The sequence below is a fragment of the Burkholderia sp. Ax-1719 genome, assembly GCF_011753055.1.
Classification (GTDB): domain Bacteria; phylum Pseudomonadota; class Gammaproteobacteria; order Burkholderiales; family Burkholderiaceae; genus Paraburkholderia.
Genome location: NZ_VWWJ01000003.1, coordinates 423,996 through 449,224 on the forward strand (window position 1 = coordinate 423,996; position 25,229 = coordinate 449,224).

Annotated in this window: 21 protein-coding genes; 11 read left to right on the plus strand and 10 right to left on the minus strand. The window is 65.9% G+C overall.

The features are described from left to right. Window positions 1-49 precede the first annotated feature (49 nt). The 6 genes from F3J17_RS09360 to iolB are packed head-to-tail and all read left to right on the plus strand — an operon-like array spanning window position 50 to window position 7,800. A complete protein-coding gene (locus F3J17_RS09360; protein ID WP_167056505.1) occupies window positions 50-1,219 on the plus strand; it encodes an ABC transporter permease in 1,170 nt (389 codons plus the stop codon). Window positions 1,220-1,232: 13 nt separating this feature from the next. After that, window positions 1,233-2,048: an ATP-binding cassette domain-containing protein gene (locus F3J17_RS09365; RefSeq protein WP_167056508.1), complete on the plus strand. Its 816-nt coding sequence runs from the start codon at window positions 1,233-1,235 to the stop codon at window positions 2,046-2,048. Between the two features lie 17 nt (window positions 2,049-2,065). Then, window positions 2,066-4,084, plus strand: coding sequence for a 5-dehydro-2-deoxygluconokinase (gene iolC, locus F3J17_RS09370; RefSeq protein WP_167056512.1), 2,019 nt, complete (start codon window positions 2,066-2,068; stop codon window positions 4,082-4,084). Further along, window positions 4,081-6,066, plus strand: coding sequence for a 3D-(3,5/4)-trihydroxycyclohexane-1,2-dione acylhydrolase (decyclizing) (gene iolD / locus F3J17_RS09375; protein ID WP_167056516.1), 1,986 nt, complete (start codon window positions 4,081-4,083; stop codon window positions 6,064-6,066). The genes iolC and iolD overlap by 4 nt, the downstream gene beginning before the upstream one ends. Before the next feature lie 19 nt (window positions 6,067-6,085). Then, window positions 6,086-7,000: a myo-inosose-2 dehydratase gene (iolE, locus tag F3J17_RS09380; RefSeq protein ID WP_167056521.1), complete on the plus strand. Its 915-nt coding sequence runs from the start codon at window positions 6,086-6,088 to the stop codon at window positions 6,998-7,000. Then, window positions 6,997-7,800, plus strand: a complete 804-nt coding sequence (iolB, locus tag F3J17_RS09385) for a 5-deoxy-glucuronate isomerase (protein WP_167056525.1) — start codon at window positions 6,997-6,999, stop codon at window positions 7,798-7,800. The genes iolE and iolB overlap by 4 nt, the downstream gene beginning before the upstream one ends. A gap of 237 nt (window positions 7,801-8,037) precedes the next feature. Here the strand turns inward: iolB and F3J17_RS09390 are convergent, their stop codons facing one another. After that, window positions 8,038-9,729, minus strand: coding sequence for a methyl-accepting chemotaxis protein (locus tag F3J17_RS09390; protein WP_167056530.1), 1,692 nt, complete (start codon window positions 9,727-9,729; stop codon window positions 8,038-8,040). Between the two features lie 511 nt (window positions 9,730-10,240). Here F3J17_RS09390 and F3J17_RS09395 point away from each other — a divergent pair. The 3 genes from F3J17_RS09395 (at window position 10,241) to F3J17_RS09405 (ending at window position 13,068) form a co-directional block, all read left to right on the plus strand. Then, window positions 10,241-11,509 (plus strand): MFS transporter, encoded by a 1,269-nt coding sequence (locus F3J17_RS09395; protein ID WP_167056533.1) that lies wholly within the window; start codon window positions 10,241-10,243, stop codon window positions 11,507-11,509. Between the two features lie 154 nt (window positions 11,510-11,663). Further along, window positions 11,664-12,149 (plus strand): adenosine-specific kinase, encoded by a 486-nt coding sequence (locus tag F3J17_RS09400; protein WP_167056538.1) that lies wholly within the window; start codon window positions 11,664-11,666, stop codon window positions 12,147-12,149. Between the two features lie 16 nt (window positions 12,150-12,165). After that, window positions 12,166-13,068 (plus strand): DUF4922 domain-containing protein, encoded by a 903-nt coding sequence (locus tag F3J17_RS09405; RefSeq protein ID WP_167056541.1) that lies wholly within the window; start codon window positions 12,166-12,168, stop codon window positions 13,066-13,068. Window positions 13,069-13,071: 3 nt separating this feature from the next. Here F3J17_RS09405 and F3J17_RS09410 read toward each other — a convergent pair whose 3' ends face one another. The 7 genes from F3J17_RS09410 to F3J17_RS09440 form a co-directional block, all read right to left on the minus strand. After that, window positions 13,072-13,782, minus strand: coding sequence for an ABC transporter ATP-binding protein (locus F3J17_RS09410; protein ID WP_167056672.1), 711 nt, complete (start codon window positions 13,780-13,782; stop codon window positions 13,072-13,074). Window positions 13,783-13,792: 10 nt separating this feature from the next. Beyond that, complete coding sequence (locus F3J17_RS09415; protein WP_167056544.1) at window positions 13,793-14,590, minus strand: ABC transporter ATP-binding protein; 798 nt, start codon at window positions 14,588-14,590, stop codon at window positions 13,793-13,795. After that, the gene (locus tag F3J17_RS09420; RefSeq protein ID WP_167056547.1) at window positions 14,587-15,834 is read right to left on the minus strand and encodes a branched-chain amino acid ABC transporter permease; all 1,248 of its coding nucleotides are present in this window, start codon (window positions 15,832-15,834) and stop codon (window positions 14,587-14,589) included. The genes F3J17_RS09415 and F3J17_RS09420 overlap by 4 nt, the downstream gene beginning before the upstream one ends. A 6-nt stretch (window positions 15,835-15,840) precedes the next feature. Continuing rightward, window positions 15,841-16,779: a branched-chain amino acid ABC transporter permease gene (locus F3J17_RS09425; protein WP_167056671.1), complete on the minus strand. Its 939-nt coding sequence runs from the start codon at window positions 16,777-16,779 to the stop codon at window positions 15,841-15,843. Window positions 16,780-16,789: 10 nt separating this feature from the next. Then, entirely contained in the window at window positions 16,790-17,239 is a 450-nt protein-coding gene (locus F3J17_RS09430; protein ID WP_167056550.1) for a thioesterase family protein, read from the minus strand. Window positions 17,240-17,308: 69 nt separating this feature from the next. Next, a complete protein-coding gene (locus tag F3J17_RS09435; RefSeq protein ID WP_167056553.1) occupies window positions 17,309-17,839 on the minus strand; it encodes an NUDIX domain-containing protein in 531 nt (176 codons plus the stop codon). Window positions 17,840-18,035: 196 nt separating this feature from the next. Next, complete coding sequence (locus F3J17_RS09440) at window positions 18,036-19,259, minus strand: YbfB/YjiJ family MFS transporter (RefSeq protein ID WP_240160870.1); 1,224 nt, start codon at window positions 19,257-19,259, stop codon at window positions 18,036-18,038. Window positions 19,260-19,391: 132 nt separating this feature from the next. On the opposite strand from F3J17_RS09440, the gene F3J17_RS09445 reads away from it, so the two are divergent. Next, window positions 19,392-20,300, plus strand: coding sequence for a LysR substrate-binding domain-containing protein (locus F3J17_RS09445; RefSeq protein WP_167056556.1), 909 nt, complete (start codon window positions 19,392-19,394; stop codon window positions 20,298-20,300). Between the two features lie 69 nt (window positions 20,301-20,369). On the opposite strand, the gene alaS is transcribed toward F3J17_RS09445, so the two are convergent. Further along, a complete protein-coding gene (alaS, locus tag F3J17_RS09450; protein ID WP_167056560.1) occupies window positions 20,370-22,994 on the minus strand; it encodes an alanine--tRNA ligase in 2,625 nt (874 codons plus the stop codon). A gap of 317 nt (window positions 22,995-23,311) precedes the next feature. On the opposite strand from alaS, the gene F3J17_RS09455 reads away from it, so the two are divergent. Then, window positions 23,312-24,532: a CaiB/BaiF CoA-transferase family protein gene (locus F3J17_RS09455; protein ID WP_167056563.1), complete on the plus strand. Its 1,221-nt coding sequence runs from the start codon at window positions 23,312-23,314 to the stop codon at window positions 24,530-24,532. Here the strand turns inward: F3J17_RS09455 and F3J17_RS09460 are convergent. Beyond that, the gene (locus F3J17_RS09460; protein ID WP_167056565.1) at window positions 24,529-25,101 is read right to left on the minus strand and encodes an alpha/beta hydrolase; all 573 of its coding nucleotides are present in this window, start codon (window positions 25,099-25,101) and stop codon (window positions 24,529-24,531) included. The two genes, F3J17_RS09455 and F3J17_RS09460, sit on opposite strands and share 4 nt — an antisense overlap. Window positions 25,102-25,229: the final 128 nt, after the last annotated feature.

The following is a 25,229-nucleotide window of genomic DNA, read 5'->3' on the forward strand; positions in this document are numbered from 1 at the left end:
ATTACCGGGTCATGTCATCCAGCACAGACTCGGGTAGATAGGAGACATCATGGGTGTAGCCGGCAAACACTTTCCCTCGCACGCACCGGACGGCAGCGACGCCGCCACGCCGCCCGCGGCCAACGCCGCGGCCGCAGGCGACGAACGCGTGCGCCATGAATCGTGGTTCGGTCATCTGCTCGGCCGACCGGAATTCGCCGCGATTTCGGGAACCGTGCTCGTGTTCGCCGTGTTCGCGATTGGCGCAGGCGGGTCCGGGATGTTCGACCTCGACGGCGTAATGAACTGGTCTCAAGTTGCTGCTTATTTAGGTATCCTTGCCGTTGGCGCATGTCTGTTGATGATTGCCGGCGAGTTCGATCTTTCCATCGGCTCGATGATCGGCTTCGCGGGCATGATGGTCGCCATCCCCACGATGTATTTCCACTGGCCGATTGCGCTGTCGATCCTGTTTGCGTTCGTGGGCTGCACGGCTCTCGGCGCGCTCAACGGCTACCTCGTGATGCGCACGCGGCTGCCCTCGTTCATCGTCACGCTTGCGTTCCTGTTCATCCTGCGCGGTCTGACGCTCGCCCTCTCGATCATGTTCGCCGACCGCACCATCGTGTCCGGTGTGGGCGACGTCGCCAAAGCGGACTTCATCACCAACCTGCTGTTCCATGGCACCGCGTTCAAGGGCCTGTTCGTTGGTCTGGCGCATATCGGCATCGGCAAGATGCTGGATAACGGTCAGCCGCTCGTCCCCGGCATCCCCAAGGTGATTCTGTGGTGGATCGCGCTCGTGATCATCGGCGCTTTCACGCTGGCGAAGACGCGCTACGGCAACTGGATCTTCGCCGTGGGCGGCGATGCGAACGCCGCCAAGAACGTGGGCGTGCCGGTCAAGCGCGTCAAGATCTCGCTCTTCATGCTGACCGCGTTCTGCTCGTGCCTGTTTGCGGTGCTGCAGGTGTGCGATATCGGTTCGGCCGCTGCCGACCGTGGCCTGCAGAAGGAATTCGAAGCGATCATCGCCGCGGTGATCGGCGGCTCGCTGCTCACGGGCGGTTATGGATCGGTGATTGGCGCAGCGTTTGGCGCGCTGATCTTCGGCGTGGTGCAGATCGGCATCACGTACACGAATATCGATTCGGACTGGTTCCGCGTGTTCCTCGGCGGCATGCTGCTGGTCGCCGTGCTGTTCAACCACTATGTGCGCCGCCGCGTCGCGCAATCGTAAGCCGGAGGCCAACATGTCGGATACCACTCAAACGACGGCTGCGAACGCGGACTACATTCTCGCGCTCGACAACGTCAGCAAGCACTTCGGCAAGGTCATCGCGCTCAACGGCGTCACGCTGAAACTGCGCCGCGGCGAAGTGCACTGTCTGCTCGGCGACAACGGCGCGGGCAAGTCCACGCTCATCAAGACGCTTGCGGGCGTGCATGCGCCCACCACCGGTGAGTACTACGTCGACGGCAAGCCAGTGCGTTTCGAATCGCCGAAAGATGCGCTCGATCTGGGCATTGCAACGGTGTATCAGGATCTCGCGCTAGTGCCGCTGCTCTCCGTGGCGCGCAACTTCTTCATGGGCCGCGAGCCGCAGAAAAAGTTGTTCGGCTTCATCAACGTGATGGATCTCGATGCGAGCGCAACCATCGCCAAGGATCGTCTGGCCGAAATGGGCATTCATGTGCGCGATCCGCACCAGGCCATCGGCACGATGTCGGGCGGCGAGCGCCAGTGCCTGGCGATTGCACGGGCGATTCACTTCGGCGCGCGCGTGCTGATTCTGGACGAGCCGACCGCGGCACTCGGCGTCAAGCAGAGCTTCAACGTCCTCAAGCTGATCCATGCGGCGCGCGCCAAGGGCATTTCGGTGATCTTCATCACCCACAATGTCCACCACGCCTACCCGATCGGCGATTCGTTCACGCTGCTCAATCGCGGGCGCTCGCTCGGCACCTATACGAAGGACACGATCACCAAGAACGAAGTCCTCGACATGATGGCGGGCGGCGCGGAAATGCAGAAGATGATCGCCGAACTCGACGGCGCCACCATCTGATACCGAATTCATCAGGAATGCACATGACTAGCTCTGTCACGAACCCGTCGTCCCGCTTCGCGTCCGGGCGCAGCCGCGACATCGTCTGCCTGGGGCGCCTGGGCGTCGATCTCTACGCGCAGCAGGTGGGCGCGCGGCTGGAAGACGTGTCCACGTTCTCGAAGTATCTGGGCGGCTCGTCGGCGAATATCGCGTTTGGCTGCGCGCGGCTCGGGCTGAAATCGGCCATGCTCACGCGCGTCGGCGACGACCACATGGGTCGCTTTCTCACCGAAACGCTCGCGAAAGAAGGCTGCGATACCCGTCACATTCGCATCGATCACGACCGCCTCACCGCGCTCGTGCTGCTGGGCATCAAGGACCGCGACACCTTCCCGCTGATCTTCTATCGCGAGAATTGCGCCGATATGGCTGTCGATCCCGCCGATTTCGATGAAGCGTTCATTGCTTCGTCGAAGGCGCTCTTGATCACCGGCACCCACTTCTCCACCGAACAGGTCAATCGCACCAGCCTCAAGGCGCTGGAATACGCGCGCCGCAACAACGTGCGCACGGTGCTCGATATCGACTATCGCCCGGTGCTGTGGGGTCTTACCGGCAAGGCCGACGGCGAAACGCGCTTTGTCGCCAGCGCGGGCGTGAGCGAGCATCTGCAGCGCATCCTGCCGCAGTTCGATCTGGTGATCGGCACGGAGGAAGAATTCCGCATCGCAGGCGGTCAGGACGATCTGGTCGCTGCGCTCAATAACGTGCGCAAAGTCACGGGCGCAACGCTGCTAGTCAAGCGCGGCCCGCTTGGCTGCCAGATCGTCGAGGGCGCGGTGCCCGCCTCGCTCGACGATCTGCCGATGCAGCGCGGCGTTGAAGTCGAAGTGCTCAACGTACTGGGCGCGGGCGACGCGTTTGCCTCGGGCTTTCTGTCGGGCTGGCTGCGCGACGCGCCGCTGGAAGACTGCGCGCGTTCGGCCAATGCCTGCGGCGCGCTGGTGGTCTCGCGTCACGGCTGCGCGCCCGCCATGCCCACGCCCGCGGAACTCGACTACTTCCTGAGCGAAGCGCAGGCGGACCCGGCACGCATGCGCCGTCCCGACCGCGACGCCACGCTTGCGCGCCTGCATCGCGTCACGCCCGCGCGCAAGCAGTACGACGAAGTGCTCGGCTTCGCCTTCGATCATCGCAACCAGTTCTTCGATCTGGCCCAGCAAACGGGCGCGAGCGAAACGCGCATCTCGTACCTGAAGAATCTGTTCGTGGAAGCCGTCGCGCAAACGGAAAGCGCGCTCGGTCTGCAGGGCAAGATCGGCGTGCTGATCGACGACCGTTACGGCCAGGATGCGCTCAATGCAGCGACCGGGCGCGACTGGTGGATCGGCCGTCCGGTGGAACTGCCCGGTTCGGTGCCGCTGGTGTTCGATCATGGCCGCTCGATCGGCACCACGCTCGCCGCCTGGCCGATCGGCCACACGGTCAAGTGCCTCGTGCAGTTCCATCCCGATGAACCCATCGAGCAGCGACTCGAACAGGAAGCGCAACTGCGCGCGCTCTACGACGCCGTGCAGGCGAGCGGCCACGAGCTGCTGCTCGAAGTGATTCCGCCGAAGCTCAACGGCAAGCCCAACGCGCCCGACACGATCTATCGCGCACTCAAGCGGCTCTACAACATCGGTCTCTATCCCGAGTGGTGGAAGCTCGAACCGGTGGACGCGGCGCAGTGGCGCGAGATCGACGCGCTGATCGCGGAGCGCGATCCGCATTGCCGCGGCGTGGTGCTGCTGGGGCTTTCCGCGCCGATGGAGCAGCTCATGGGCGGCTTTGCCGCGGCTGCCGCGTCGCAAACATGCCGTGGCTTCACGGTCGGCCGCACGATTTTCTACGAGCCGAGCTTCGCCTGGCTCAAGGGCGAAATCGACGACAAGGAAGTGATCGCCCGCGTGCGTCGCGCGTTCGAAACGCTGATTGCGGCATGGCGTTCGGCGCGCAGTACGGCTCATGGCCAGGCGCAAGGTCACATCGCGCATGAGGAGAAAGCGGCATGAATCAACGCATTGCTCCCATCGCCGGTGCGGGTCACGAACAGGCCCAGGAACAGACGCCGGGCGCGACTGTGCGCCTGACCGCTGCGCAAGCGCTGGTGCGTTATCTGGCGGCCCAGCGCGTCGCCTGCGAGGACGGCTCGGGCCGCACCGAGCCACTGTTCGGCGGCGTGTTCGCGATCTTCGGGCACGGCAACGTGGCGGGCCTGGGCGAAGCGCTCTATCAGTATCGCCATGAACTGCCGACGCTGCGCGCGCACAACGAGCAGGCCATGGCGCACAGCGCAATCGCCTACGCGAAAGCGCACTTCCGCCACCGCATGATGGCGGTCACCACCTCCATCGGGCCTGGCGCGACGAATCTCGTCACAGCCGCGGCGCTCGCGCACGTGAACCGTTTGCCGGTCCTGCTGCTGCCCGGCGATATCTTCGTGTCGCGCGAGCCGGATCCCGTGCTCCAGCAGATCGAAGACCTTCAGGATGGCGGATTATCGGCCAATGACGCGCTCAAGCCAGTCTCGCGCTACTTCGACCGCATCGTCCATCCAGCACAGTTGCTCAATGCCCTGCCGCGCGCACTGCGCGTGCTCACCGATGCGGCGCTGTGCGGCCCCGTCACGCTGGCGCTGCCGCAGGACGTGCAGACGATGGCCTGGGACTATCCGGCGAGTTTCTTCACGCCGCGCCTCGTCACGTTCCACGCGCCCGCGCCGGTGCAAACCGAAATCGACGCCGCCGTTACGCAACTGCTGCGCGCAAAGCGTCCGCTGATCGTCGCGGGCGGCGGCGTGCTCTACTCGCGCGCCGCGCCGCAATTGCAGGCGTTCGCCGCCGCGCACGGCATTCCCGTGGTGGAGACGCAGGCAGGCAAAGGCTCGCTTGCATGGGACGATCCGCTCAACGCGGGCGCCATCGGCGTGACGGGCTCGCCCGCCGCTAACGCACTCGCCAGCGCGGCCGATTGCGTGCTCGCCGTGGGCACACGTCTGCAGGATTTCACCACCGGCTCGAACTCGTTATTTGCGAATGCGCGCATGGTCAGCATCAACGCCAACGGCTTCGACACGCTCAAGCTCAACAGCATCGCGGTCCAGGCCGATGCGAAGCTCGCGCTCGCGGCGCTCGACGAAGCGCTGGTCAACTGGCGCGCCGAAGCCGACTGGAGCGCGAACGCACTGCATCAGGCCAACGACTGGCGCACCAGCGTGGAGCGCCTGACGCACGCACCGCAGGAACGCAATTGCCTGCCGTACGACGCCGATGTGATCGGCGCCGTGCAACGCTCGTCGAGCCGTTCGTATACCGAAGATATCGTCGTGTGCGCGGCCGGCACCCTCCCCGCCGAGTTGCACAAGCTCTGGCGCGCGGGCCAGCCGGGCGCGTATCACGTCGAATATGGCTACTCGTGCATGGGCTACGAGATCGCGGGCGGCCTGGGGGCGAAGCTTGCGCGGCCCGAACGCGAAGTGATCGTGATGGTGGGCGACGGCAGCTATCTGATGATGAACAGCGAGATCGCCACTTCGGTGATGCTGGGCGCGAAGCTCATCATCGTGGTGCTCGACAATCGCGGTTACGGCTGCATCAACCGCTTGCAGCAGGCCTGTGGCAGCGCGCCGTTCAACAATCTCTTCGACGATTGCGCGCAAGGACCGCTGGGCGCGCCGCGCATCGACTTCGCGTCGCACGCACGCTCGCTGGGCGCGCAGGCCGAGCACGTCGCCAATGTCGCGGAACTCGAAGCGGCGCTGCAACGCGCCCGCGCGGCTTCCCGCACCTACCTCATCAGCATCGACACGGATCCGGCGCGCACGACCGAGGACGGCGGCTGGTGGTGGGAAGTCGCGGTGCCCGAGGTTTCGCCGCGCGCTGCCGTGCGCGAGGCGCGCGAACGTTACGACGACAAGCTCGCCGAACGCGGCGGCCGCGCAACGAAAGACAGCCGGTCCGACGACGCCAGAGACGACACCCCATCCAACGCATGACGAGATTCGAGGCACGCACATGAGCGCATTTGAAGTACGCATCGGCATCAATCCGCTGTCGTGGATGAACGACGATTTGCCCTCGCTGGGCGGCGAGACGCCGCTTTCCACCGCGCTCACCGAAGGGCGCGAGATCGGCTACGAAGGCTTCGAACTCGGCAACAAGTTTCCGCGCGAACCGCAGGCGCTCAAGGCGCTGCTCGCGCAGTACGATCTTTCGCTGGTGTCGGGTTGGTACTCGGGCATGCTCGCCAGACGCAGCGTCGAGGAAGAGATCGCCGCCGTCGACAAGCATCTCGATCTGCTCGCCCAGAACGGCGCGACCGTGATGGTGTATGGCGAAGTCGCCGATTCGATTCAGGGCGCGCCGCGTCCGCTCTATCAGCGTCCGCGCTTTTTCAGCGAACAGCAGTGGGACGAATACGCCGCGCGCGTCGACAGATTCGCGCAGCACACGCTCTCGCGTGGCGTCCGGCTCGCCTATCATCATCACATGGGCGCGTACGTGGAAACGCCCGCCGACGTCGACAAGCTGATGGCGCGCACCAGCGACGCCGTGGGCCTGCTGTTCGACGCGGGCCATATCACCTTCGCGGGCGGCGACCCGGTGAAGGAACTCGACAAGCACATCGCGCGCGTGTGCCATGTGCACTGCAAGGACGTGCGCCCCGCGGTCGTGAAACTCGCGCGTAATCGCAACTGGAGCTTTCTGGACGCGGTGCTGGCAGGCGCGTTTTCGGTGCCGGGCGACGGCGCGGTGGATTTTCCGTCCATCATCGCGCGGCTCAAGCAGCATGGTTATCGTGGCTGGCTGGTCGTGGAAGCCGAGCAGGATCCCGTGATTGCGCCGTCGTATGAATATGCGCAGAAAGGTTATCGCACGTTGCGCGCGCTCGTCGATGCAACGGATACCGAAACAAAGGAGGCAGCATGAGCCTGCTGGTCAAAGCCTCGCGCGAAGGCCAGACAATCGCGCGCGTCACGCCCGCCACAGCGGGCTGGCGTTATGTGGGCTTCGCGGCGTATCGGCTGGGCACAGAAGAAGTCGTCCACATCTATGAGACGAATCGCGAAAGCTGCATCGTCGTGCTATCAGGTGCAGTGGATGTCGAAGTGGATGGTCAGCGTTATTCGAATCTCGGTTCGCGCGATAGCGTGTTCGAAGATGCCGCGCCCACGGCCCTGTATGTGCCGCCCGGCGTGAAAGCAACCGTGCGCGCGTTACGCGACGCCGAAGTGGGCGTAGCGAGCGCGCCCGCGCAAGGCACGCTGCCGGTGCGGCTGATCGAGCCGTCGCAGATGAAGCGCTCCACGCGCGGCAAGGGCGCGAATACGCGCTACGTCTGCGATATTCTTCCGCAAACCGAAGCGGCCGAATCGCTGCTGGTGGTGGAAGTGCGCACGCCTTCGGGCCATTCGTCGAGCTATCCGCCGCACAAGCACGATGCCGATCGGCTGCCGCAGGAAAGCGCGCTGGAAGAGACGTACTACCATCGGCTCAATCCGCAACAGGGTTTCGCGTTCCAGCGCGTGTACACCGACGCGCGCGATCTCGACGAAACCATGGCGGTGGAGGATCACGATGTGGTGATGGTGCCGCGCGGTTATCACCCGGTCGTCGTGCCGTATGGCTACGATTCGTACTATCTCAACGTGATGGCCGGCCCCACGCGCGAATGGCATTTCCATAACGATCCCGCGCATGAGTGGATTATCGAGCGGGATGCGAAGTAGGATTTTCAATCACGAGTTGAAGTACGAAACGCCGCTTGGATAGCGGCGTTTTTTTATGCGTCAGAAAGACCAACGGCCACCTCTCGGTGGCCGTCGTTGGCGGGGTTCTCTATCTGCTCTTCAGCAGAACTCCTACTCCAGGTGGGACCCGGTCTCCCGGGCGGCGCTACGTTTTTCGCACCCGCTCGTACGTAGTTTTCGCCAGCATTCTAAACGGAAGCGCGATGCGTTTGTCTGTCACCCCAACTGAAACTTCCCCACCAGCCGCTTCAAGACCTTCGCCTGATCGTCGAGCGACTGCGCCGCCGCCGTTGCCTGCTCCACCAGCGCGGCGTTCTGCTGCGTGCCGGAATCCATCTGCGAGACCGCACGGCTGATTTCCTCGATGCCCGCGCGTTGCTCGCTCGACGCCGCCGAAATCTCGCCGATGATGTCATTCACGCGCCGCACGGCCTTCACCACTTCTTCCATCGTGTGGCCCGCGTCCGTCGCCAGCGTCGAGCCATTCTCCACGCGCTCGACCGACGCCGTGATCAGCGCCTTGATTTCCTTGGCTGCCGCCGCACTGCGCTGCGCGAGATTGCGCACCTCGGCGGCGACCACCGAGAATCCGCGCCCTTCCTCGCCCGCGCGGGCCGCTTCGACGGCCGCATTGAGCGCAAGAATATTGGTCTGGAACGCGATGCCCTCGATCACGCCGATGATGTCGGCGATACTCTTCGCGCTTTCGTTGATCTGGTTCATCGTCGAGACCACGCGGCCCACCACGGCGCCGCCCTTCTCCGCGATCTGCGAGGCGTTGCCCGCCAGCGTGCTCGCCTGCTGCGCGTTCTCGGCGTTCAGGCGCACCGTCGAGGTCAATTGCTCCATGCTGCTCGCCGTGCGTTCGAGCGCGACGGCCTGCTCTTCGGTGCGGTGCGAGAGATCGAGATTGCCGGTCGAGATTTCGCTCGATGCGCTGGCGATGGCTTCGGCGCTCGCGGCGATTTCCGCAACCGTGGTCGAGAGTCCCGTCTGCATGTCGCGCAGCGCGCCGAGCATGCTGGAGGCGTCGCGCGCATGCACATGCACCGGCTGCGCGAGGTCGCCCGAGGCGATGCGCGCGGCGATGGCCTTAGCATGCGCAGGCTCGCCGCCCAGTTGATGCGCGAGACGCCGCACCACCCATTCGCTCACCACGAAGGCCAGCACGAGCAGCGCCACGGTCGCCACGGCGATCATCACGAACGACGACTTGAAAATGAACGCCGACGCCGCGATGGTGGCCTTGGCCGCCGCGCCGCGCTGCGCGACGATCTGGTCGACGAGGGTTTCGAGCTTGCCGGTTTCCACCAGCAGCGACACGTCCTGCGTGCCGACTTGCCAGCTCATCTGCGAAAGATCGAGCGGCTGCGCCTTCACCAGCGTGACGAAGTCGCGCAGATGGCCGCTCCAGGTTTGCGCGGCGGTGGCGAACTGCTTTTGTTGCGCGATGGCATCCGCGCCCGATTGCTCCGCGTACTGGCCCAGCGATTGAATCTCCGTGCCGAGTGCGCCCAGATCCTTTTCGATGCCTTCGCCGAGTTCATCGCGCTCCTTGGCCGTGGTGGCCGTGAGGAGCATCTTCTGCGCGCGGCTCGCCCGCAAGACGTGACCGCGCGCTTCTTCGGCGGCGCGACTGGCGACGTGGCCCTGTTCGTAGATCGACTGCGTGGAGTCGTTGAGCCGGCTGATCTGCGTCAGCGAAAACGCGCCAATCGCCAGCGTGCCGATCAGCACCACCCCGAAGGCGGTGCGCAGCATCGACTTGACCGACAGCTTGCCGCCATTCGAAGACGGTCGACTTTTCTGTTTCTTTCCCCGTGGCGCGCCGCCGGGCGCCGCACCTGCCCCACTGTCCACTTCCGGCACGAAACCCGCGTGCAGGCCCGCCTCTTTGATTGCTCTCATCGTCCTTCGGTCTCCATGCTGAGCTGGCCGGAGTTGGCGCTTGTGGCGCGTGGTCCGGCTTCCTGCAAAGCGCTGTTTGTTGTCGGCGTTCAGCCGCCCCGATCCGATGACGATCGATGCGCATTGCTTGACGCCTCAACTCCGGTCAACGGCACGGCGCTGCGCAATCTTTAGTCGCGCGCGGACGCTGTGCGTGTTCCGGCCCCGTAGCTTCAGCGCATGGTTGGCCTTTGCCTCGCAACTCCATGCATAGCCATGGCCGGGTTATAACCGGCCAAAATCCTCGATCAATAAAGTCAGACGGTTTCGCAACATCGCCCGACAAGAAGCTGCGGCAAGGCGTCGCGCGATTTCATGTCCGATTCGCGACAAAGGTTGTCCGGACGATTCGAGCAGGACACATTACACTGCGCTTCATAACTCCTATACATGACAACGTCACGCCATCGCCGTCCCCGCTGGTTCGCTAGCGTCGCGGCGCCCGCGTGAGGCTCTTCTGCTTATCGACACCATGGAAACCAGCCTCGACAAGCGCGCCGTGTCCGGCGCCGCTCCCGCGTCCGCTCAAGGGACGCAAAGCGCCATGCCCGCCGCCTCCGGCGCGCAGCGCACCGTCTACTCCGTGCTCGGCGCGATCAGCTTTTCGCACCTGCTCAACGACATGATCCAGTCGCTGATCCTGGCCATCTATCCGATGCTCAAGGACAACTTCGCGCTGTCGTTCACGCAGATCGGCCTGATCACGCTCACCTACCAGATCACGGCGTCGATGCTGCAGCCGCTGGTCGGCGTCTACACCGACAAGAAGCCGATGCCTTACTCGCTGCCCGTCGGCATGGGCTTCACGCTGTGCGGTCTGCTGCTGATGTCGGTGGCGCCAAGTTTCGGCGTGCTGCTGGTGGCGGCGGCGCTGGTGGGCTGCGGCTCGTCGGTGTTCCATCCGGAATCGTCGCGGGTGGCGCGCATGGCGTCGGGCGGCAAGCACGGCCTTGCGCAATCGCTCTTCCAGGTGGGCGGCAACGCCGGTTCTTCGCTCGGGCCGCTGCTCGCCGCAGCGATCATCATTCCGCACGGTCAGCGCAGCATCGCGTGGTTCTCGGTGGCGGCGCTGGTGGCGATCGTCGTGCTCACGCAGATCGGCCGCTGGTACAAGGCGCATCCGAATCTCAAGAAGAAGCGCGCGGAAGCGCCCGCTGTCGCACTCTCGCGCGGCCGCGTGGCGATGGCCATCAGCATCCTCGTGCTGCTGGTGTTCTCGAAGTACTTCTACCTCGCGAGCATCAACAGCTACTTCACGTTCTATCTGATCGACCGCTTCCATCTGCCGGTGCAGGCCGCGCAGGTGCATCTGTTCGTGTTCCTCGCCGCCGTGGCTGCGGGCACGATCATCGGCGGCCCGGTGGGCGACCGTATCGGCCGCAAGTACGTGATCTGGGGTTCGATCCTGGGCGTGGCGCCCTTCACGATGCTGCTGCCCTACGCCAACCTGTTCTGGACCAGCGTGCTGACGATCATCATCGGGGTGGTGCTGGCCTCGGCGTTCTCGGCGATTCTGGTCTACGCGCAGGAACTGATTCCGGGCAAGGTGGGCATGGTCGCGGGGCTGTTCTTCGGCTTTGCGTTCGGTCTGGGCGGCATCGGCGCGGCCGTGCTCGGCCAGCTCGCGGATGCGACCAGCATCACGTTCGTCTACAAGGTCTGCTCGTTCCTGCCGCTGATCGGCATCCTCACGGTGTTCCTGCCCGACGTCGAGGGCAAGCGGGCTAAAAAGACTGCCTGACGCGCCTTTCGCGCACGTCCCGCTTACGCGACAACGGCCGGCTGCCTTTCAGGCGCCGGCCGTTTTTTCATGGCACGCCGGTTGCGGCTTGGACGCGTCGCGGCTTCGTACTAGTCTTGAACCACGCCGTCGAAGCCACCATTCGAGGTTCGCCATGCAATTGTCCACGGTCGACATCGTCAAGCCCGAGAACACCAACTTCATTCTCGGCCAGTCGCACTTCATCAAAACCGTCGAGGATCTGCACGAGGCGCTGTTCGGCGCGGTGCCGGGCCTCGCCTTCGGCCTGGCGTTCTGCGAAGCCTCGGGCAAGCGCCTCGTGCGGCGCTCGGGCACGCAGGACGCGCTGGTCGCGATGGCCACCGACAACGCGCTGCGCATCGCCGCGGGCCACAGCTTCATCGTGTTTCTCGGCGACGGCTTTTTCCCGGTCAACGTGCTCAACGCGGTCAAGGCCGTGCCCGAGGTTTGCCGCATTTTCTGCGCGACGGCCAATCCCACCCAGGTGCTGATCGCCGAAACGGATCAGGGGCGCGGCATCGTCGGCGTGGTGGATGGCCAGCCGCCGCTAGGCGTCGAAGCCGAAGACGACGTGCGCTGGCGCAAGGATCTGCTGCGCGCGATCGGCTACAAGGCCTGATTGCCGCTCACTGCCAATGACTTTCCTCAATACGCAAACGCTCTGGCCCGCGCTGCGCGCGCAGACCCGTCACGCACTGCAATGCGGCGCGTTGCAGCCCATCGAAACCGCGCTCACGCATCTGGAACAGGATGGCGTGCGCTTCGCGGTACGCCAGGTCTCAAGCCTTGCGCGCAAGGAGGCCGCGCGCCGCACCGACGCCTCGACCGCCAGCGCAGCCACCACCGAGCGCCGCAACCCTTTCCTGCCTTACGAACCCGATCTCTGCGTGGGCGAGCTTTCGCCGACGCACATCGCGCTGCTCAACAAGTACAACGTGATCGAGGATCACCTGTTGATCGTCACCCGCCGCTTCGTACCGCAAACGGCATTGCTCGATCTCGCCGATTTCGAGGCGTGGCTCGTGGCGTTGCGCGGCGGCGATGCGCTGGGCTTTTACAACGGCGGCGAAGAAGCCGGCGCGAGCCAGCCGCACAAGCATCTGCAGGCCGTGCCCTTGCCGCTCGACGATTCGGGTTGGTCTGCGCCGATTGAAGCGCTATTCGATTCGGTATCCGTCACCGATCGCGGCGCGAGAATAGACGGCTTGCCGTTCGCGCACGCGTTCGCGCGGCTCGATCTGCTGGCTGCCGATGCGGCCCAAAACGCCTTGAAGACCTATCGCGCGTTGCTGCGTGCAAGCGGCGTCGACGCCATCGATGTAGCGGGTCTCGCACACCAGAGCGCGCCGTATAACCTGCTCGTCACGCGCCGCTGGATGCTGGTGGTGCCGCGCGCGGCGGAGCGCGTCGACGGCGTCTCGCTCAATGCGCTGGGCTTTGCTGGATCGCTATTCGTGCGCGACGCGCAGCAACTCGCGACGCTTGCCCGCCTCGGGCCGATGACGGCGCTTGCGCGCGTCGCGCAGCAGACCGTCTGACGGCTAGCCGATCCCCAGCCAGTCGCGCACGATATCCTCGCGTTGCGCGAGCGCAGCGGGCGGGCCGTCGAACACGATGCGCCCATGCCCCATCACCGCGATCCGGTCCGCGAGTGGCGGCGCGAGCGCAAGCCGTTGCTCGATCAGCAGGATCGCAACGCCGCGCTCGCGCAGGGCGCGCAGACACGCCGCCACGCGCGCGGCCATCGGCGCGGACAGACCTTCAGCGGGTTCATCGACGATGAGGAGCGCGGGATCGCCCAGCAGCGCGCGGGCTAGCGCGAGCATCTGCTGTTCGCCGCCCGAGAGCACGCCCGCACGCGCGTGGCGGCGCTCGCGCAGGATCGGGAAAAGCGCGTGGGCATCGGCGAGCGTAAAGCGCGCGCTGCGTTTGCTGCGCTCGCTCATGCCCAGCCGCAGGTTGTCGTCGACGCTCAAGGTCGGGAAGATATCGCGCTGCTCCGCTACGTAGCCCAGACCCGCGCGCGCAATTTCGAAGGTGCGCAGCGGTGCGAGATCGACGCTCCGGAAGCGCCGCACGCCCTCGGCGCTGACCATCGACATCAACGCCTTCGCGAAGGTCGAGCGCCCCGAACCGTTGCGGCCCGCGAGCGCCACCACTTCGCCCGCGCCAATACGCAGATCGACGCCATGCAGGACCTGGCTCGCGCCGTACCACGCGCGCAGTCCGGCCACTTCGACCAGCGGATTGATCGCGCTGGATTCAGGCATCGGGCGCTCCCGCGTCTTTTTGCGCATCGGATCCGGCATCGGCACCGAAAGCGCCGAAATACGCCTCGCGCACCGCCGCGTCGGCGCGAATGGCCGCGGGCGTGCCGGTCGCGATCACGCGGCCCTGCGCCAGCACCGAAACGCGATCGGCCAGACCGAACACCGCGTCCATGTCGTGCTCGATCAGCAGCACGGTCTTGCCCACCGTCATGGTGCGAATCAGATCGATGGCGCGCGCGGCTTCGGCGCGGTTCATGCCGGCCGTGGGCTCGTCGAGCAACAGCGTGTGCGCGCCGCCCGCGAGCGCAAGACCGAGGTCGAGCGCGCGTTGCTGCGCGTAGCCAAGCGTCGCAGCAGGGTGATCGGCGGCGTGGGCGAGATCGAGTGCGTCGAGCAATCCGCTTGCGCGCGCATCGATCCGCTTCGATCCGAACCAGCGCGCCGTGAAGCCCGCGCCGCCGCCAAGCGAGGCCAGCACCGCGCAGCGCAGGTTGTCGCGCACCGACAGTTGCGCGAATACGCTCGTGGTCTGGAAGCTGCGCGCGAGTCCACGCCGGGCGAGCGCGGCGCTGGCGAGACGCGTGACGTCCTCGCCGCGCAGCGCGATGCGACCTGCGCTCGCACGGCGTTCTCCGGCGATCAGGCTGAAAAGCGTGGATTTGCCCGCGCCGTTCGGGCCGATCAGCGCGTGGCGCTCGCCCTCGCGCACGTCGAGATCCACGCCGCGCAGAACCTGCGTCGCGCCAAAGCGCTTTTCGATGCCGCTGAGCTGGAGCGCGAGCGCGGTCATATGCGGTCCCTGCGGGCGTCGTCGAGTGCGGCGGCGGCCTGCCGCGCGTGGCGCGTGAGCCACGCCGCTGCCAGCGACAAAGCAACGATCATCGATACGAGCCATCGCGGCGACAGCGCGATCAGCCACGCGCTCGCATCGTCATCGCCGAAGCGCTGTGCGTAGGCCCATTGCACCGCCAGCACCAGCGCAAGCGTGCCGCTGCCCGCCGCGAGCGCCGCCATCGTCCAGTACGCGCGGCAGCGCCGCCAGCCATGCCGCGCAAGCGCCCTGCGCTGCCGCGCCGCGAAACCCGCAAGTCCTTCGGGCGCGCCCAGCACCACGGCGATGAAGAACAGCCCGACATACAGCATCCAGGCGCGCGAGACACTCGCCACGCCGACGCTGAACATCACCCACACCAGCGCGCCGAGCACCGGCCCGAAAAACGAGCCCGTGCCGCCCGTGACCGTGGCGATCAGCACGCCTGCCGAGCGCGTCATCCCCACGCTTTCCGACGCCGCCAGTTCCACGTTGATGAGCGCGAGCGTGCCCGCAACGCCCGCGAACGCCGAGCCGAGCACCATCATCGTCGCCCGCACGCGCGCGGGCTTTGCGCCAAGCGCGGCGGCGCGCACCGGGTTGTCGCGCACGGCGTTGGCGAGCCGCACGTAAGGCGTGCGCGTGAGCACGTAGATCGCCATGCTGGCCGCGAGACACCAGAGCGCGATCAGGCAATAAGCCTCGCGCTGCGGCCCGAAGGTCCAGCCCGCGATGGCCGGGCCGCTCGCGCGGTCGATAGCGACGCCCGCCTCGCCGCCAAACCAGTCGGGCAGCGCCCACGCCGCAGCCGCGACCAGCTCGCCGAGACCGAGCGTGATCATGGCGAACGCGGTGCCCGCGCGGCGCGCGGCGACGAGCGCCGTGAGCGCGCCGACGGCAGCACCCGCCAGGCCGCCCACGCATGGCAAAAGCGGCAACGGCATCGCCGTGGCATTGAAAACCTGCGCCGCCGCCAGCGCACCAAGGCCCGCAGGCGCGGCGTGCCCGAACGACAGCAGCCCGGTTTCGCCGAGCAGCAGGTTGTACGAGAGCGCGAACACGATCATCGTCGCTGCCTGAGCCAGCGCGGCGAGCAGCCAGCCCTGCGGCACGCCCGCAGGCGAGAGCCACGCCGATACCAGCGGCGGCACCGCAAGCAGCGCCACGAGCGCAAACCAGGATGCGTACGTGCGTGGCTTTATCGACGAATGAGCGGAAGACATGGCGCGTCAGGCGTCCTCGCCGCGCTGGCCGAGCAGGCCTTGCGGGCGCACGGCGAGCATGACGACCAACAGCAGATACGGCAACATCGGCGCAATCTGCGCGAGCGTGAGCGCGCTCCATGCGGGCCCGAGCGTCACGCCGAGCCGCTGCGCCAGCGCGCCGAACGAGACGTCGCTCGCCACTGCGAAGGTCTGCAGCCATCCCACCGCGAGCGAAGCAAGCAACGCGCCGCCCAGCGAGCCGAGTCCGCCCGTCACCACCACGACGAACACGATCGAGCCGACCGATTCGGCCATCGCGGGCTCGACTACGAAGAGCGGCGCGGCCACCGCCCCTGCCAGTGCCGCGAGCGCCGTGCCAAGCGCGAACACGAGCGTCTGTACGCGCGGCACGTCATGGCCGAGCGCCTCGACGGCCTGCGCATGGGTGAGCGCGGCGCGCACGATCAGGCCCGTGCGCGAGACGCGCAACGCCGCGAAGATCAGCGCGAACATCGCCACGGCCACCAGCATCGTAAAGGCGCGATAGCGCGAGAACGCCGCGCCGCCATAGGTGAACAGCGCGCCGTCGTGCCACGCGGGCACGTTCGCCGCGAGCGGCTGCAGTCCCCAGGCGAGCTTGACCAGTTCGCCAATCGCCCACGCCGCGCCGAAGGTCAGCAGCAGCGCGTTGAGCGGGCCACCCGGACGCGCGCGCCGCAGCAGCGTCATTTCGAATACCGCGCCGGCCACGCCCGCGATCAACGGCGCCAGCACCAGCGCCCAGCCGAAACCCAGCGCGCCCGCAAGTGTCACGCCCAGATACGCGCCGAGCATGTAGAAGCTCGCGTGCGCGAAGTTGAGCACGCCGAGCATGCTGAAGATCAGCGTGAGACCGGCGGACAGCATGAACAGCAGCAAGCCGTAGCTTGCGCCGTTGAGCGTGTCGATGACGAAGGCCTGCACGGGCGGCGCGTCAGCCTTGCGGATCGGTTTGCAGCGGCGCAAGCGCGGCGCGCAATGCTTCGGGCAACGCGCTCACCGGACGGCGCGTTTCGCGATCGACATAGACGTGCACGAAATGCCCTTGCGCGGCGGGCGTGCTCTCGCCTTCGCGAAAGAGACCCACTTCGTAACGCACGCTCGACGAGCCGAGACGCGCCACGCGCAGCCCCGCTTCGACGCGCTCGGGAAACACCAGCGGCGCGAAGTAGTTGCATTGCGTTTCGACCACCAGGCCAATCGTCTCGCCATGCTCGACATCGAGCGCCCCGGCGCGGATCAGATACTCGTTCACGACAGTGTCGAAGTAGCTGTAATAGACGACGTTGTTAACGTGGCCGTACACATCGTTGTCCATCCAGCGCGTAGTGATGGCGAGGAAGTGGCGGTAGTCGGAGCGGGCAATGGCGACGGGTCGGTTCATCGTGGTTTCGATGGTGATTGAAGCGCGCGGGTTCAGGAACGGATGGGAAGCGTCACGCAAGGCGGGGGCTCAATCGCCCGGACGCTCGACGAATTCGAACGGCAGACCGCGCCGGCGCATGAATTCGCCGAGTGCCTGCCCCGTGCCCGCGCGCCAGGGGCGCAGCTTCGCAGGCTCGACGAGACGGTATTCGAGCAACTCGGGCGAAAGCGCCACGGTACCCGTCGCCTTCACGTGATAGGCGATGATGAGTTCGTTCTTGCGGATGAATTCGTAGACGCCGATCAGTTCGACGCTCTGTGCGTGCAGCGAGGTTTCTTCCAGCACCTCGCGCGCGATGCCCTCTTCCGGCGTTTCGCCGTTTTCCAGGAACCCGGTGATGAGCGCGAACATTCCTTCGGGCCAGGCGGCGTTGCGCGCGAGCAGGATGCGCCCTTCGTATTCGACGATGGCCGCGACCACCGGCAGCGGGTTGTTCCAGTGCACGTAGGCGCATTCGGTGTCGGGACACGCCATGCGCACACGGCCGCCTTCGTGGGCAGGGTCGGCGCGCTCGACGAGACGCGAGGCGCAGCGCGGGCAAAACTGATAGTCGCTCATGGATCTTTGGGATCAATGGAAGTCGCAGGAAGCGCGCGAAACATTCGGGGCGCGCGAAGCGGCTATTTTAGTGCGCTATCGATGACGACGTGCAGGCGCGAATTGTGCGAAGCGGGATAGTCGGGATAAGCGGATCTACGGTTAGCGATCCTGATCGGCTACGGTGGCGCGGCACGGCCTTTTGATTCTGTCGCGCTCACTTCCCGCCGCGCAGCGTGCGCCACACAAGCCCGAGCGCGCCGACGACCAGCGACAGCGCCGCGAGCCACAAGGAAGGCGAAAACGAGCCGCTCGACGCCGCGAGCGGCGCGGCCACCAGCGGCCCCAGAATCTGGCCGATCCCGTACGCGCCAGTCGCATAGCCCATGAGCGCGGCGGCATGATCGCCGCGCATGATGCGGGCCTCGCGCATCGCGAAAAGCGTGATCGCCGTGAACGGCAAGCCGATCAGCACGCTGCCCAATGAAAAGCCCGCCGCGTTGGGCCAGACGATGCCCGAAGCGATCCCGAGCGCCTGCAACACATAGCAGGCAGCCAGCAATAGCCGGTTATCCCAGTGCAGCGGCAGACGCGCCGCGAACAGCGCACCGACGATCAGCGCCGCGCCGAACATCGGCCAGAACAGATCCGGCCAGATCGAGCCCGGCAGCGCGTGGCGCGCGATCACCGGCAAAAAGGTCGCGGTGATGATGTAGCCGAAGCCGGGCACGCCGTAGAGCACGACGAGCCAGAAAGCGTCGGCGCGGCTGGCCGACGCCTTGGCCGCCGTTTGCATCATTGGCGCGGCGGCAGCGGCATGCGCCGGATGCGGCGTTTCGACGAACACCGGCCAGACGATCGCCACGATCAGCGCACACACCAGACCGAAGCCGATCCACCCTGCCCGCGCGCCCAGGCCGCCCGCCGCGCTCACCAGCAGGCCCGTCGCAACGATGCCGACGCCCGGGCCCGTGTAGATCACGCCACTCCACGCATGCGCGCCCAGCTGCGTGAGCCGGCGCAAACCCCATTGCGACGCGAACACGAAGGTCGCCGCACTCACCGCGCCCGCCACGAAGCGCACGATCGCCCACAGCCAGAACGACTGCGTGAGGCCCATCACGATCGTCAGCACCGCCGTGGCCGCCAGGCCCGTGCGCACCACCCGTGCGGGCGCGAAACGCAGCGCCGCGCACCCCATCGCGCCAACGAAGTAACCCGCGTAATTGAGCGACGCGAGCCAGCTGCCGTGGCGCAGGTCCAGACCGCCGCCATGCAGCATCAGCGGCAGCAGCGGCGTGAAAGCAAAGCGCCCGATGCCGAGCGCAGCCGCCAGCGTCAACATGCAGGCGAGCGCCGCGCGGCGCGCCTCGTGTCGATGCACAAGCGGCTGCGCCAAAGTGGCATTCGAGGCATTGGGGCGGGAAGCGGCGTTATTCATGATCGGAACCGGATACAGGGTCAAAGCGCTGAAGAACAGCATCGCGCACGACGCCGTTCCGATCATCTTAGTCACCCAAAACGTTCACGAAAAATGAATTATCATGAATCAATCCATCCCAAGGAGAGAATCATGGATCTGGCCGCGCTGGCGATCTTTCGGGCCGTGGTGCGCGAAAACGGTGTGACGCGGGCTGCCGCCAAGCTCAACCGCGTGCAGTCGAATGTCACCACGCGCATCAAGCAACTTGAAGAGCAACTGGGCACCGCACTCTTCACGCGCGATGGCCGGCGCCTCGTACTCACGCCCGCCGGCGAAACCCTGCTGCCCTATGCCGAGCGTCTGCTGGCACTCGCCGACGAAGCGCGCCACGCGCTCAAGGCCGGGCGTCCTTCCGGGCGGCTTCGGCTGGGCACCATGGAGAGCGTGGCGGCGAGCCGCCTGCCCGGCGTGCTGGCGCGCTACCACCAGAACTGGCCCGACGTGACGCTCGAACTGGAAACCGGCACGACCGGCTGCCTGATCGAGCGACTGCGCGAATTCGAAGTCGACGCCGCACTCATCGCCACGCCGCTCGCCGGTGCGCCCGACCCCGACGTGTTCGAATGCGTACCTGTCTATCGGGAAGAGCTGGTGATGATCACGCCGCGCGGACATCGTCCGATCCGTCAGCCCGGCGATGTGGCGCTCTCAACGCTGGTCGCGTTCGAGCGCGGCTGCGCCTACCGCAGCTATGTGGAAGCGTGGTATCTGGAGCACGGCATCCGCCCTACGCGCGTGCTGGAGCTGGGCTCGTATCACGCGATCGTCGCCTGTGTGGCGGCGGGCGCAGGCGTGGCGGTCGCGCCGCGTTCGGTGCTCGATCTGCCACGCAGTGCCGACGACATCACGATTCACTCGCTTGGCGCGCTCGGCCAGATCGATACCTTGCTCGTGTGGCGGCGCGGACATTTTTCGCCGGCGCTGGATGCGCTGAAATCGGCGCTGCTGGAGCATGCGCGCAGCGAAACGCCTGCGAGCACTGAAGTCGCTACCGCGTAAGCATCAAACAAAAAGGGCCGCTCATCCGAGCAGCCCTTTTTTACCGTCGAGTCCCGGAGGACTCAGCGCTTACAGCTTTGCTTCGACCCAGCCCTTCACGCCTGCGAGCGCGGCCGGCAGATTGGCCGGTTCCGTGCCGCCAGCCTGCGCCATGTCCGGACGGCCGCCGCCCTTGCCGCCCACCTGCTGGGCGACGAAGTTCACCAGCTCACCGGCCTTGACCTTCTTGCTCGCCTCAGCGGTCACGCCCGCAATCAGGCTGACCTTGCCGCCTTCGACGGCCGCCAGCACGATCGCTGCGCTCTTGAGCTTGTCCTTGAGCTTGTCGACGGTTTCGCGCAGCGTCTTGGAGTCCGCGCCTTCGAGCGTGGCGGCGAGCACGTGCACGCCGTTCACTTCGATGGCCTGGCCCACGAGTTCGTCGCCCTGGCTCGACGCCAGCTTCGACTTCAGCGCGCCCAGTTCCTTCTCCAGCGACTTCACCTGATCCTGCACCTGCGCGATGCGCTGCGTCAGTTCCGAAGGCTGCGCCTTGAGCGCCGCGGCCGCTGCATTGATGCGCGCGTCGAGGTCCTGCACGAAGCGCACGGCGTTGTCGCCCGTGATCGCTTCCACGCGACGGATACCGGCTGCAACGCCGCCTTCCATCACGATCTTGAAGAGGCCGATGTCGCCGCTGCGATGCACGTGCGTGCCGCCGCAAAGTTCGCGCGAGAAGCCGAGATCCAGCACGCGCACTTCGTCGCCGTATTTTTCGCCGAACAGCGCCATTGCGCCGCCCTTCACCGCTTCGTCGTAGGGCATCACGCGCACGATGCCCGGCGCGTTGGCCAGCACTTCGGCGTTGACGATTTCTTCGACGCGGCGGATCTGCTCGTCCGTCATCGGCGCGTTGTGCGCGAAGTCGAAACGGGTCTTGTCGGCGTCGACCAGCGAGCCCTTCTGTTGCACGTGCGCGCCCAGCACTTCGCGCAGCGCCTTGTGCATCAGGTGGGTGGCCGAGTGATTGCGCTGCGTGCGCGCACGGCGCACCGCGTCGATTTCCGCCTTCACGACGTCGCCAACCTTCAGCGTGCCTTGTTCCAGCGTGCCGTGATGGCCGCTCACATCGGCCTGAACCTTGAGCGTATCGGCGACGGCGAAACGGATGCTCGCGTTCGAGATCACGCCCTGGTCGCCGACCTGGCCGCCCGATTCCGCGTAGAACGGCGTGTGGTCGAGCACGACCACGGCGTCCTGACCGGCCTTCACTTCGTTGACCGATGCGCCGTCCACATACAGCGCGACCACCTTGGCGTCGTCGAAAGCGATTTCTTCGTAGCCGTGGAACGTGGTCTTCGCGCCCGAGTATTCGAGGCCCGCTGCCATCTTGAACTTGCCAGCCGCACGCGCCTGTTCGCGCTGGCGCGCCATCGCTTCGTCGAAGGCGGCTTCGTCAACGGTCACGTTGCGTTCGCGGCAGACGTCGGCCGTGAGGTCAAGCGGGAAACCGTAGGTGTCGTGCAGCTTGAACGCGAGTTCGCCGTCGAGCGTCTTGCCGCCCTTCGAATCCAGATCCGCCAGCGCGGCGTCGAGAATCGACATGCCGTGCTCGATGGTTTCGAAGAAGCGCTCTTCTTCCTGACGCAGCACGTCCGTCACACGCTGTTGCGCTTCGGCCAGTTCCGGATAGGCCGCGCCCATTTCCGCGACCAGATCGGCCACCAGCTTGTGGAAGAACGAACCCTTGCGGCCCAGTTTGTAGCCGTGGCGGATCGCGCGGCGCACGATACGGCGCAGCACGTAGCCGCGGCCTTCGTTGCCCGGAATCACGCCGTCCACGATCAGGAACGAGCAGGCGCGGATGTGATCGGCGATCACCTTCAGCGAGTTGTTTCCCAGATCCGTGATGCCGGTCTCGCGCGCGGCGGCCTTGATCAGGTTCTGGAACAGGTCGATTTCGTAGTTGCTGTGCACGTGCTGCAGCACGGCTGCAAGACGCTCGAGGCCCATGCCCGTGTCGACGCTCTGCTTGGGCAACTTCGTCATGTTGCCTTGCGGATCGCGATTGAACTGCATGAACACGAGATTCCAGATCTCGATAAAGCGGTCGCCGTCTTCTTCAGGCGATCCCGGCGGGCCGCCCCACACTTCCGGACCGTGGTCGTAGAACACTTCCGAGCACGGGCCGCACGGGCCGGTATCGCCCATGGTCCAGAAGTTGTCCGAGGCGTAACGCGCACCCTTGTTGTCGCCGATGCGGATGATGCGTTCTTTCGGCACGCCGATTTCGTTTTCCCAGATGGCGAACGCTTCGTCGTCTTCCTGGTAGACGGTGACGGTGAGCTTGTCCGCCGGCAGCCCGTAGACCTTGGTCAGCAGTTCCCAGCAGTAGTGGATCGCGTCACGCTTGAAGTAGTCGCCGAACGAGAAGTTGCCGAGCATCTCGAAGAACGTGTGGTGACGCGCGGTATAGCCGACGTTTTCGAGGTCGTTGTGCTTGCCGCCTGCGCGCACGCTGCGCTGCGCCGTGGTCGCGCGCGAGTACGGACGCGATTCGGCGCCGAGGAACACGTCCTTGAACTGCACCATGCCCGAGTTGGTAAAGAGCAAGGTGGGGTCGTTGCCCGGCACGAGGCTCGACGAGCGCACGATCGTGTGGCCCTTCGATTCGAAGAACTTGAGGAATTTCTCGCGGATTTCGGAGGCTTTCATGGCGTGCTGTATTTACCTTCGGGGCGTCTGTGCTGAATCTTGTTTGATCGCGGAAACGCGTGGTTCATGCGCATTTCCATGATGCTGAATCGACCGATTATACGGGATCGCCGCACGCTCGCGGCGGCGCACTCGGCATGGCGTGCAGGCTTGCCACAGTGGCGCGCGGCACGTGACATCGGCGCATTTTATGTTCCGCTTAGCGGAACAGTGTACCGAAATTTGACACGTGCGAGGGGGGATCGCTTAAGATGGACCGCACATCCGCCGCGCCGCGCGCGCAGGCAATGACCTAAAACGACATTGGAAGACACCGCATGGGCGCTCTGAGCCACATTCGCGTACTCGATCTCACCCGCGTCCTCGCCGGTCCGTGGTGCGCACAGACCCTCGCCGATTTCGGCGCCGACGTCATCAAGGTGGAGCGCCCGGGCGCCGGCGACGACACGCGCCACTGGGGGCCGCCGTACCTCAAGACGCCCGCGGGCGAAGACACAGCCGAAGCCGCCTATTACCTCGCCGCGAACCGCAACAAGCGCTCGGTAACGGTGGATATCGCCACGCCCGAGGGCCAGCGCATCGTGCGCGAACTCGCCGCGCAGAGCGACGTGGTGCTGGAGAACTACAAGGCGGGCCAGTTGAAGAAGTACGGGCTCGATTACGACTCGCTGCGCGAAGTGAAACCGGACATCGTCTATTGCTCGGTGACGGGTTTCGGGCAGACCGGGCCGTATGCGTCGCGCGCGGGCTACGACTTCATCGTGCAAGGCATGGGCGGTTTCATGAGCATCACGGGCGAGCGCGACGCCCTGCCCGGCGGCGGTCCGCAAAAGGCAGGCGTGGCGATCGCCGATCTCATGACCGGCATGTACGCGACCGTCGCCGTGCTCACGGCGCTGGCGCACCGCGACCGCACGGGTGAAGGCCAGTACATCGACATGGCCTTGCTCGACGTGCAGGTGGCAATGCTGGCCAACATGAACTCGAATTACCTCGCGAGCGGCAACCCGCCCGCGCGCTGGGGCAATGCGCATCCGAATATCGTGCCCTATCAGGCGTTCCAGACCCGCGACAGCTGGATCATCCTCGCCATCGGCAATGATGGGCAGTTCCGCAAGTTCGTCGAAGTCGCGGGCGCGCCTCATCTGGCCGACGATGCGCGTTTCGCCACCAACCCCGAACGCGTGCGCCATCGCGATACGCTGCTGCCGATCGTGGCGGAGCTGATCCGCGCGCGCAGCAAGGCCGACTGGATTAGTGCCCTGGAAGGCGCGGGCGTGCCGTGCGGGCCGATCAACAATCTCGCCGAGGTGTTTGAAAACGAGCAGGTGATCGCGCGCGGCATGCAGGTGGATGTGCCGCATCCGTCGGGCGGCACGGCGCGACTGGTGCGCAATCCCATCCGCATGAGCGCGACGCCGCCGGCCGTGGCGGCGCATCCGCCGACGCTCGGCGAACACACGGAGGCGGTCCTGCGCGACGTGCTCGGCTATGACGGCGAGCGCGTCGCGGCGTTGCGCGACAAGGGTGTGGTTTAAGCGTCTTTCATCGACATCAGCCACGCGAAACCCTGCGGCCAGTCAGCCAGGCCGCTTTCCGCGTTGATGTGCCCGCGTGCGCCGATGTTTTCCCAGCGGCTGCCCCACGCCAGCGCGCAGCGCTGCGAAAACGCCACGCTGCCGTAGGGATCGTCGGTGCTGGCGACGACGATGCTGGCAAACGGCAGCGCGGCGAGCGGCACCGGATCGAAGCCATGCGCGTCGCGGGGGAATTCGGGGCCATGCGGGTCCGGCAGCGCCACCAGCAGCGCGCCCGCCACTTTGGCGCGGGTTTGCGCGCTGGCGTGGCGCGTCGCCCAATGCGCCACCGTCAGGCAGCCCAGGCTGTGCGCCGCCAGCAGCACGCTCCTTTCTGCGCCAGTTTCGGCGGTCAGCGCCGCTTCCAGCGCGGCGCACCACGCGTCGCAAACCGGCTGAGTCCAGTTCTGATCGGGCATGCGCAGGCGCTCGAAGCCCGTGTGCGCGGCTTCCCAGCGCGTTTGCCAGTGTCCTGGCCCCGAGTTCATATAGCCTGGCAGCACCAGCACGCGCGGCTCGCTCATCGTCATTTGTTCTCCGGCAAAGTGAGGCGGACGCGACACCCCGACGCCTGGACTGGCGGGAAAGGTCGCGTCAGGTAGAATGGAAGGCACCACCGGCGCGCGGTGCGGCTTCGGCAGGGTTGAAAATTCAACGC

What these genes read in the sequence shown, in the direction of transcription:
- F3J17_RS09360 (WP_167056505.1), top strand. Translation starts at nt 50, where the DNA reads ATGGGTGTAGCCGGCAAACACTTTCCCTCGCACGCACCGGACGGCAGC.
- F3J17_RS09365 (WP_167056508.1), top strand. Translation starts at nt 1,233, where the DNA reads ATGTCGGATACCACTCAAACGACGGCTGCGAACGCGGACTACATTCTC.
- iolC (WP_167056512.1), top strand. Translation starts at nt 2,066, where the DNA reads ATGCACATGACTAGCTCTGTCACGAACCCGTCGTCCCGCTTCGCGTCC.
- iolD (WP_167056516.1), top strand. Translation starts at nt 4,081, where the DNA reads ATGAATCAACGCATTGCTCCCATCGCCGGTGCGGGTCACGAACAGGCC.
- iolE (WP_167056521.1), top strand. Translation starts at nt 6,086, where the DNA reads ATGAGCGCATTTGAAGTACGCATCGGCATCAATCCGCTGTCGTGGATG.
- iolB (WP_167056525.1), top strand. Translation starts at nt 6,997, where the DNA reads ATGAGCCTGCTGGTCAAAGCCTCGCGCGAAGGCCAGACAATCGCGCGC.
- F3J17_RS09390 (WP_167056530.1), bottom strand. Translation starts at nt 9,729, where the DNA reads ATGAGAGCAATCAAAGAGGCGGGCCTGCACGCGGGTTTCGTGCCGGAA.
- F3J17_RS09395 (WP_167056533.1), top strand. Translation starts at nt 10,241, where the DNA reads ATGGAAACCAGCCTCGACAAGCGCGCCGTGTCCGGCGCCGCTCCCGCG.
- F3J17_RS09400 (WP_167056538.1), top strand. Translation starts at nt 11,664, where the DNA reads ATGCAATTGTCCACGGTCGACATCGTCAAGCCCGAGAACACCAACTTC.
- F3J17_RS09405 (WP_167056541.1), top strand. Translation starts at nt 12,166, where the DNA reads ATGACTTTCCTCAATACGCAAACGCTCTGGCCCGCGCTGCGCGCGCAG.
- F3J17_RS09415 (WP_167056544.1), bottom strand. Translation starts at nt 14,590, where the DNA reads ATGACCGCGCTCGCGCTCCAGCTCAGCGGCATCGAAAAGCGCTTTGGC.
- F3J17_RS09420 (WP_167056547.1), bottom strand. Translation starts at nt 15,834, where the DNA reads ATGTCTTCCGCTCATTCGTCGATAAAGCCACGCACGTACGCATCCTGG.
- F3J17_RS09430 (WP_167056550.1), bottom strand. Translation starts at nt 17,239, where the DNA reads ATGAACCGACCCGTCGCCATTGCCCGCTCCGACTACCGCCACTTCCTC.
- F3J17_RS09435 (WP_167056553.1), bottom strand. Translation starts at nt 17,839, where the DNA reads ATGAGCGACTATCAGTTTTGCCCGCGCTGCGCCTCGCGTCTCGTCGAG.
- F3J17_RS09440 (WP_240160870.1), bottom strand. Translation starts at nt 19,259, where the DNA reads ATGAATAACGCCGCTTCCCGCCCCAATGCCTCGAATGCCACTTTGGCG.
- F3J17_RS09445 (WP_167056556.1), top strand. Translation starts at nt 19,392, where the DNA reads ATGGATCTGGCCGCGCTGGCGATCTTTCGGGCCGTGGTGCGCGAAAAC.
- alaS (WP_167056560.1), bottom strand. Translation starts at nt 22,994, where the DNA reads ATGAAAGCCTCCGAAATCCGCGAGAAATTCCTCAAGTTCTTCGAATCG.
- F3J17_RS09455 (WP_167056563.1), top strand. Translation starts at nt 23,312, where the DNA reads ATGGGCGCTCTGAGCCACATTCGCGTACTCGATCTCACCCGCGTCCTC.
- F3J17_RS09460 (WP_167056565.1), bottom strand. Translation starts at nt 25,101, where the DNA reads ATGACGATGAGCGAGCCGCGCGTGCTGGTGCTGCCAGGCTATATGAAC.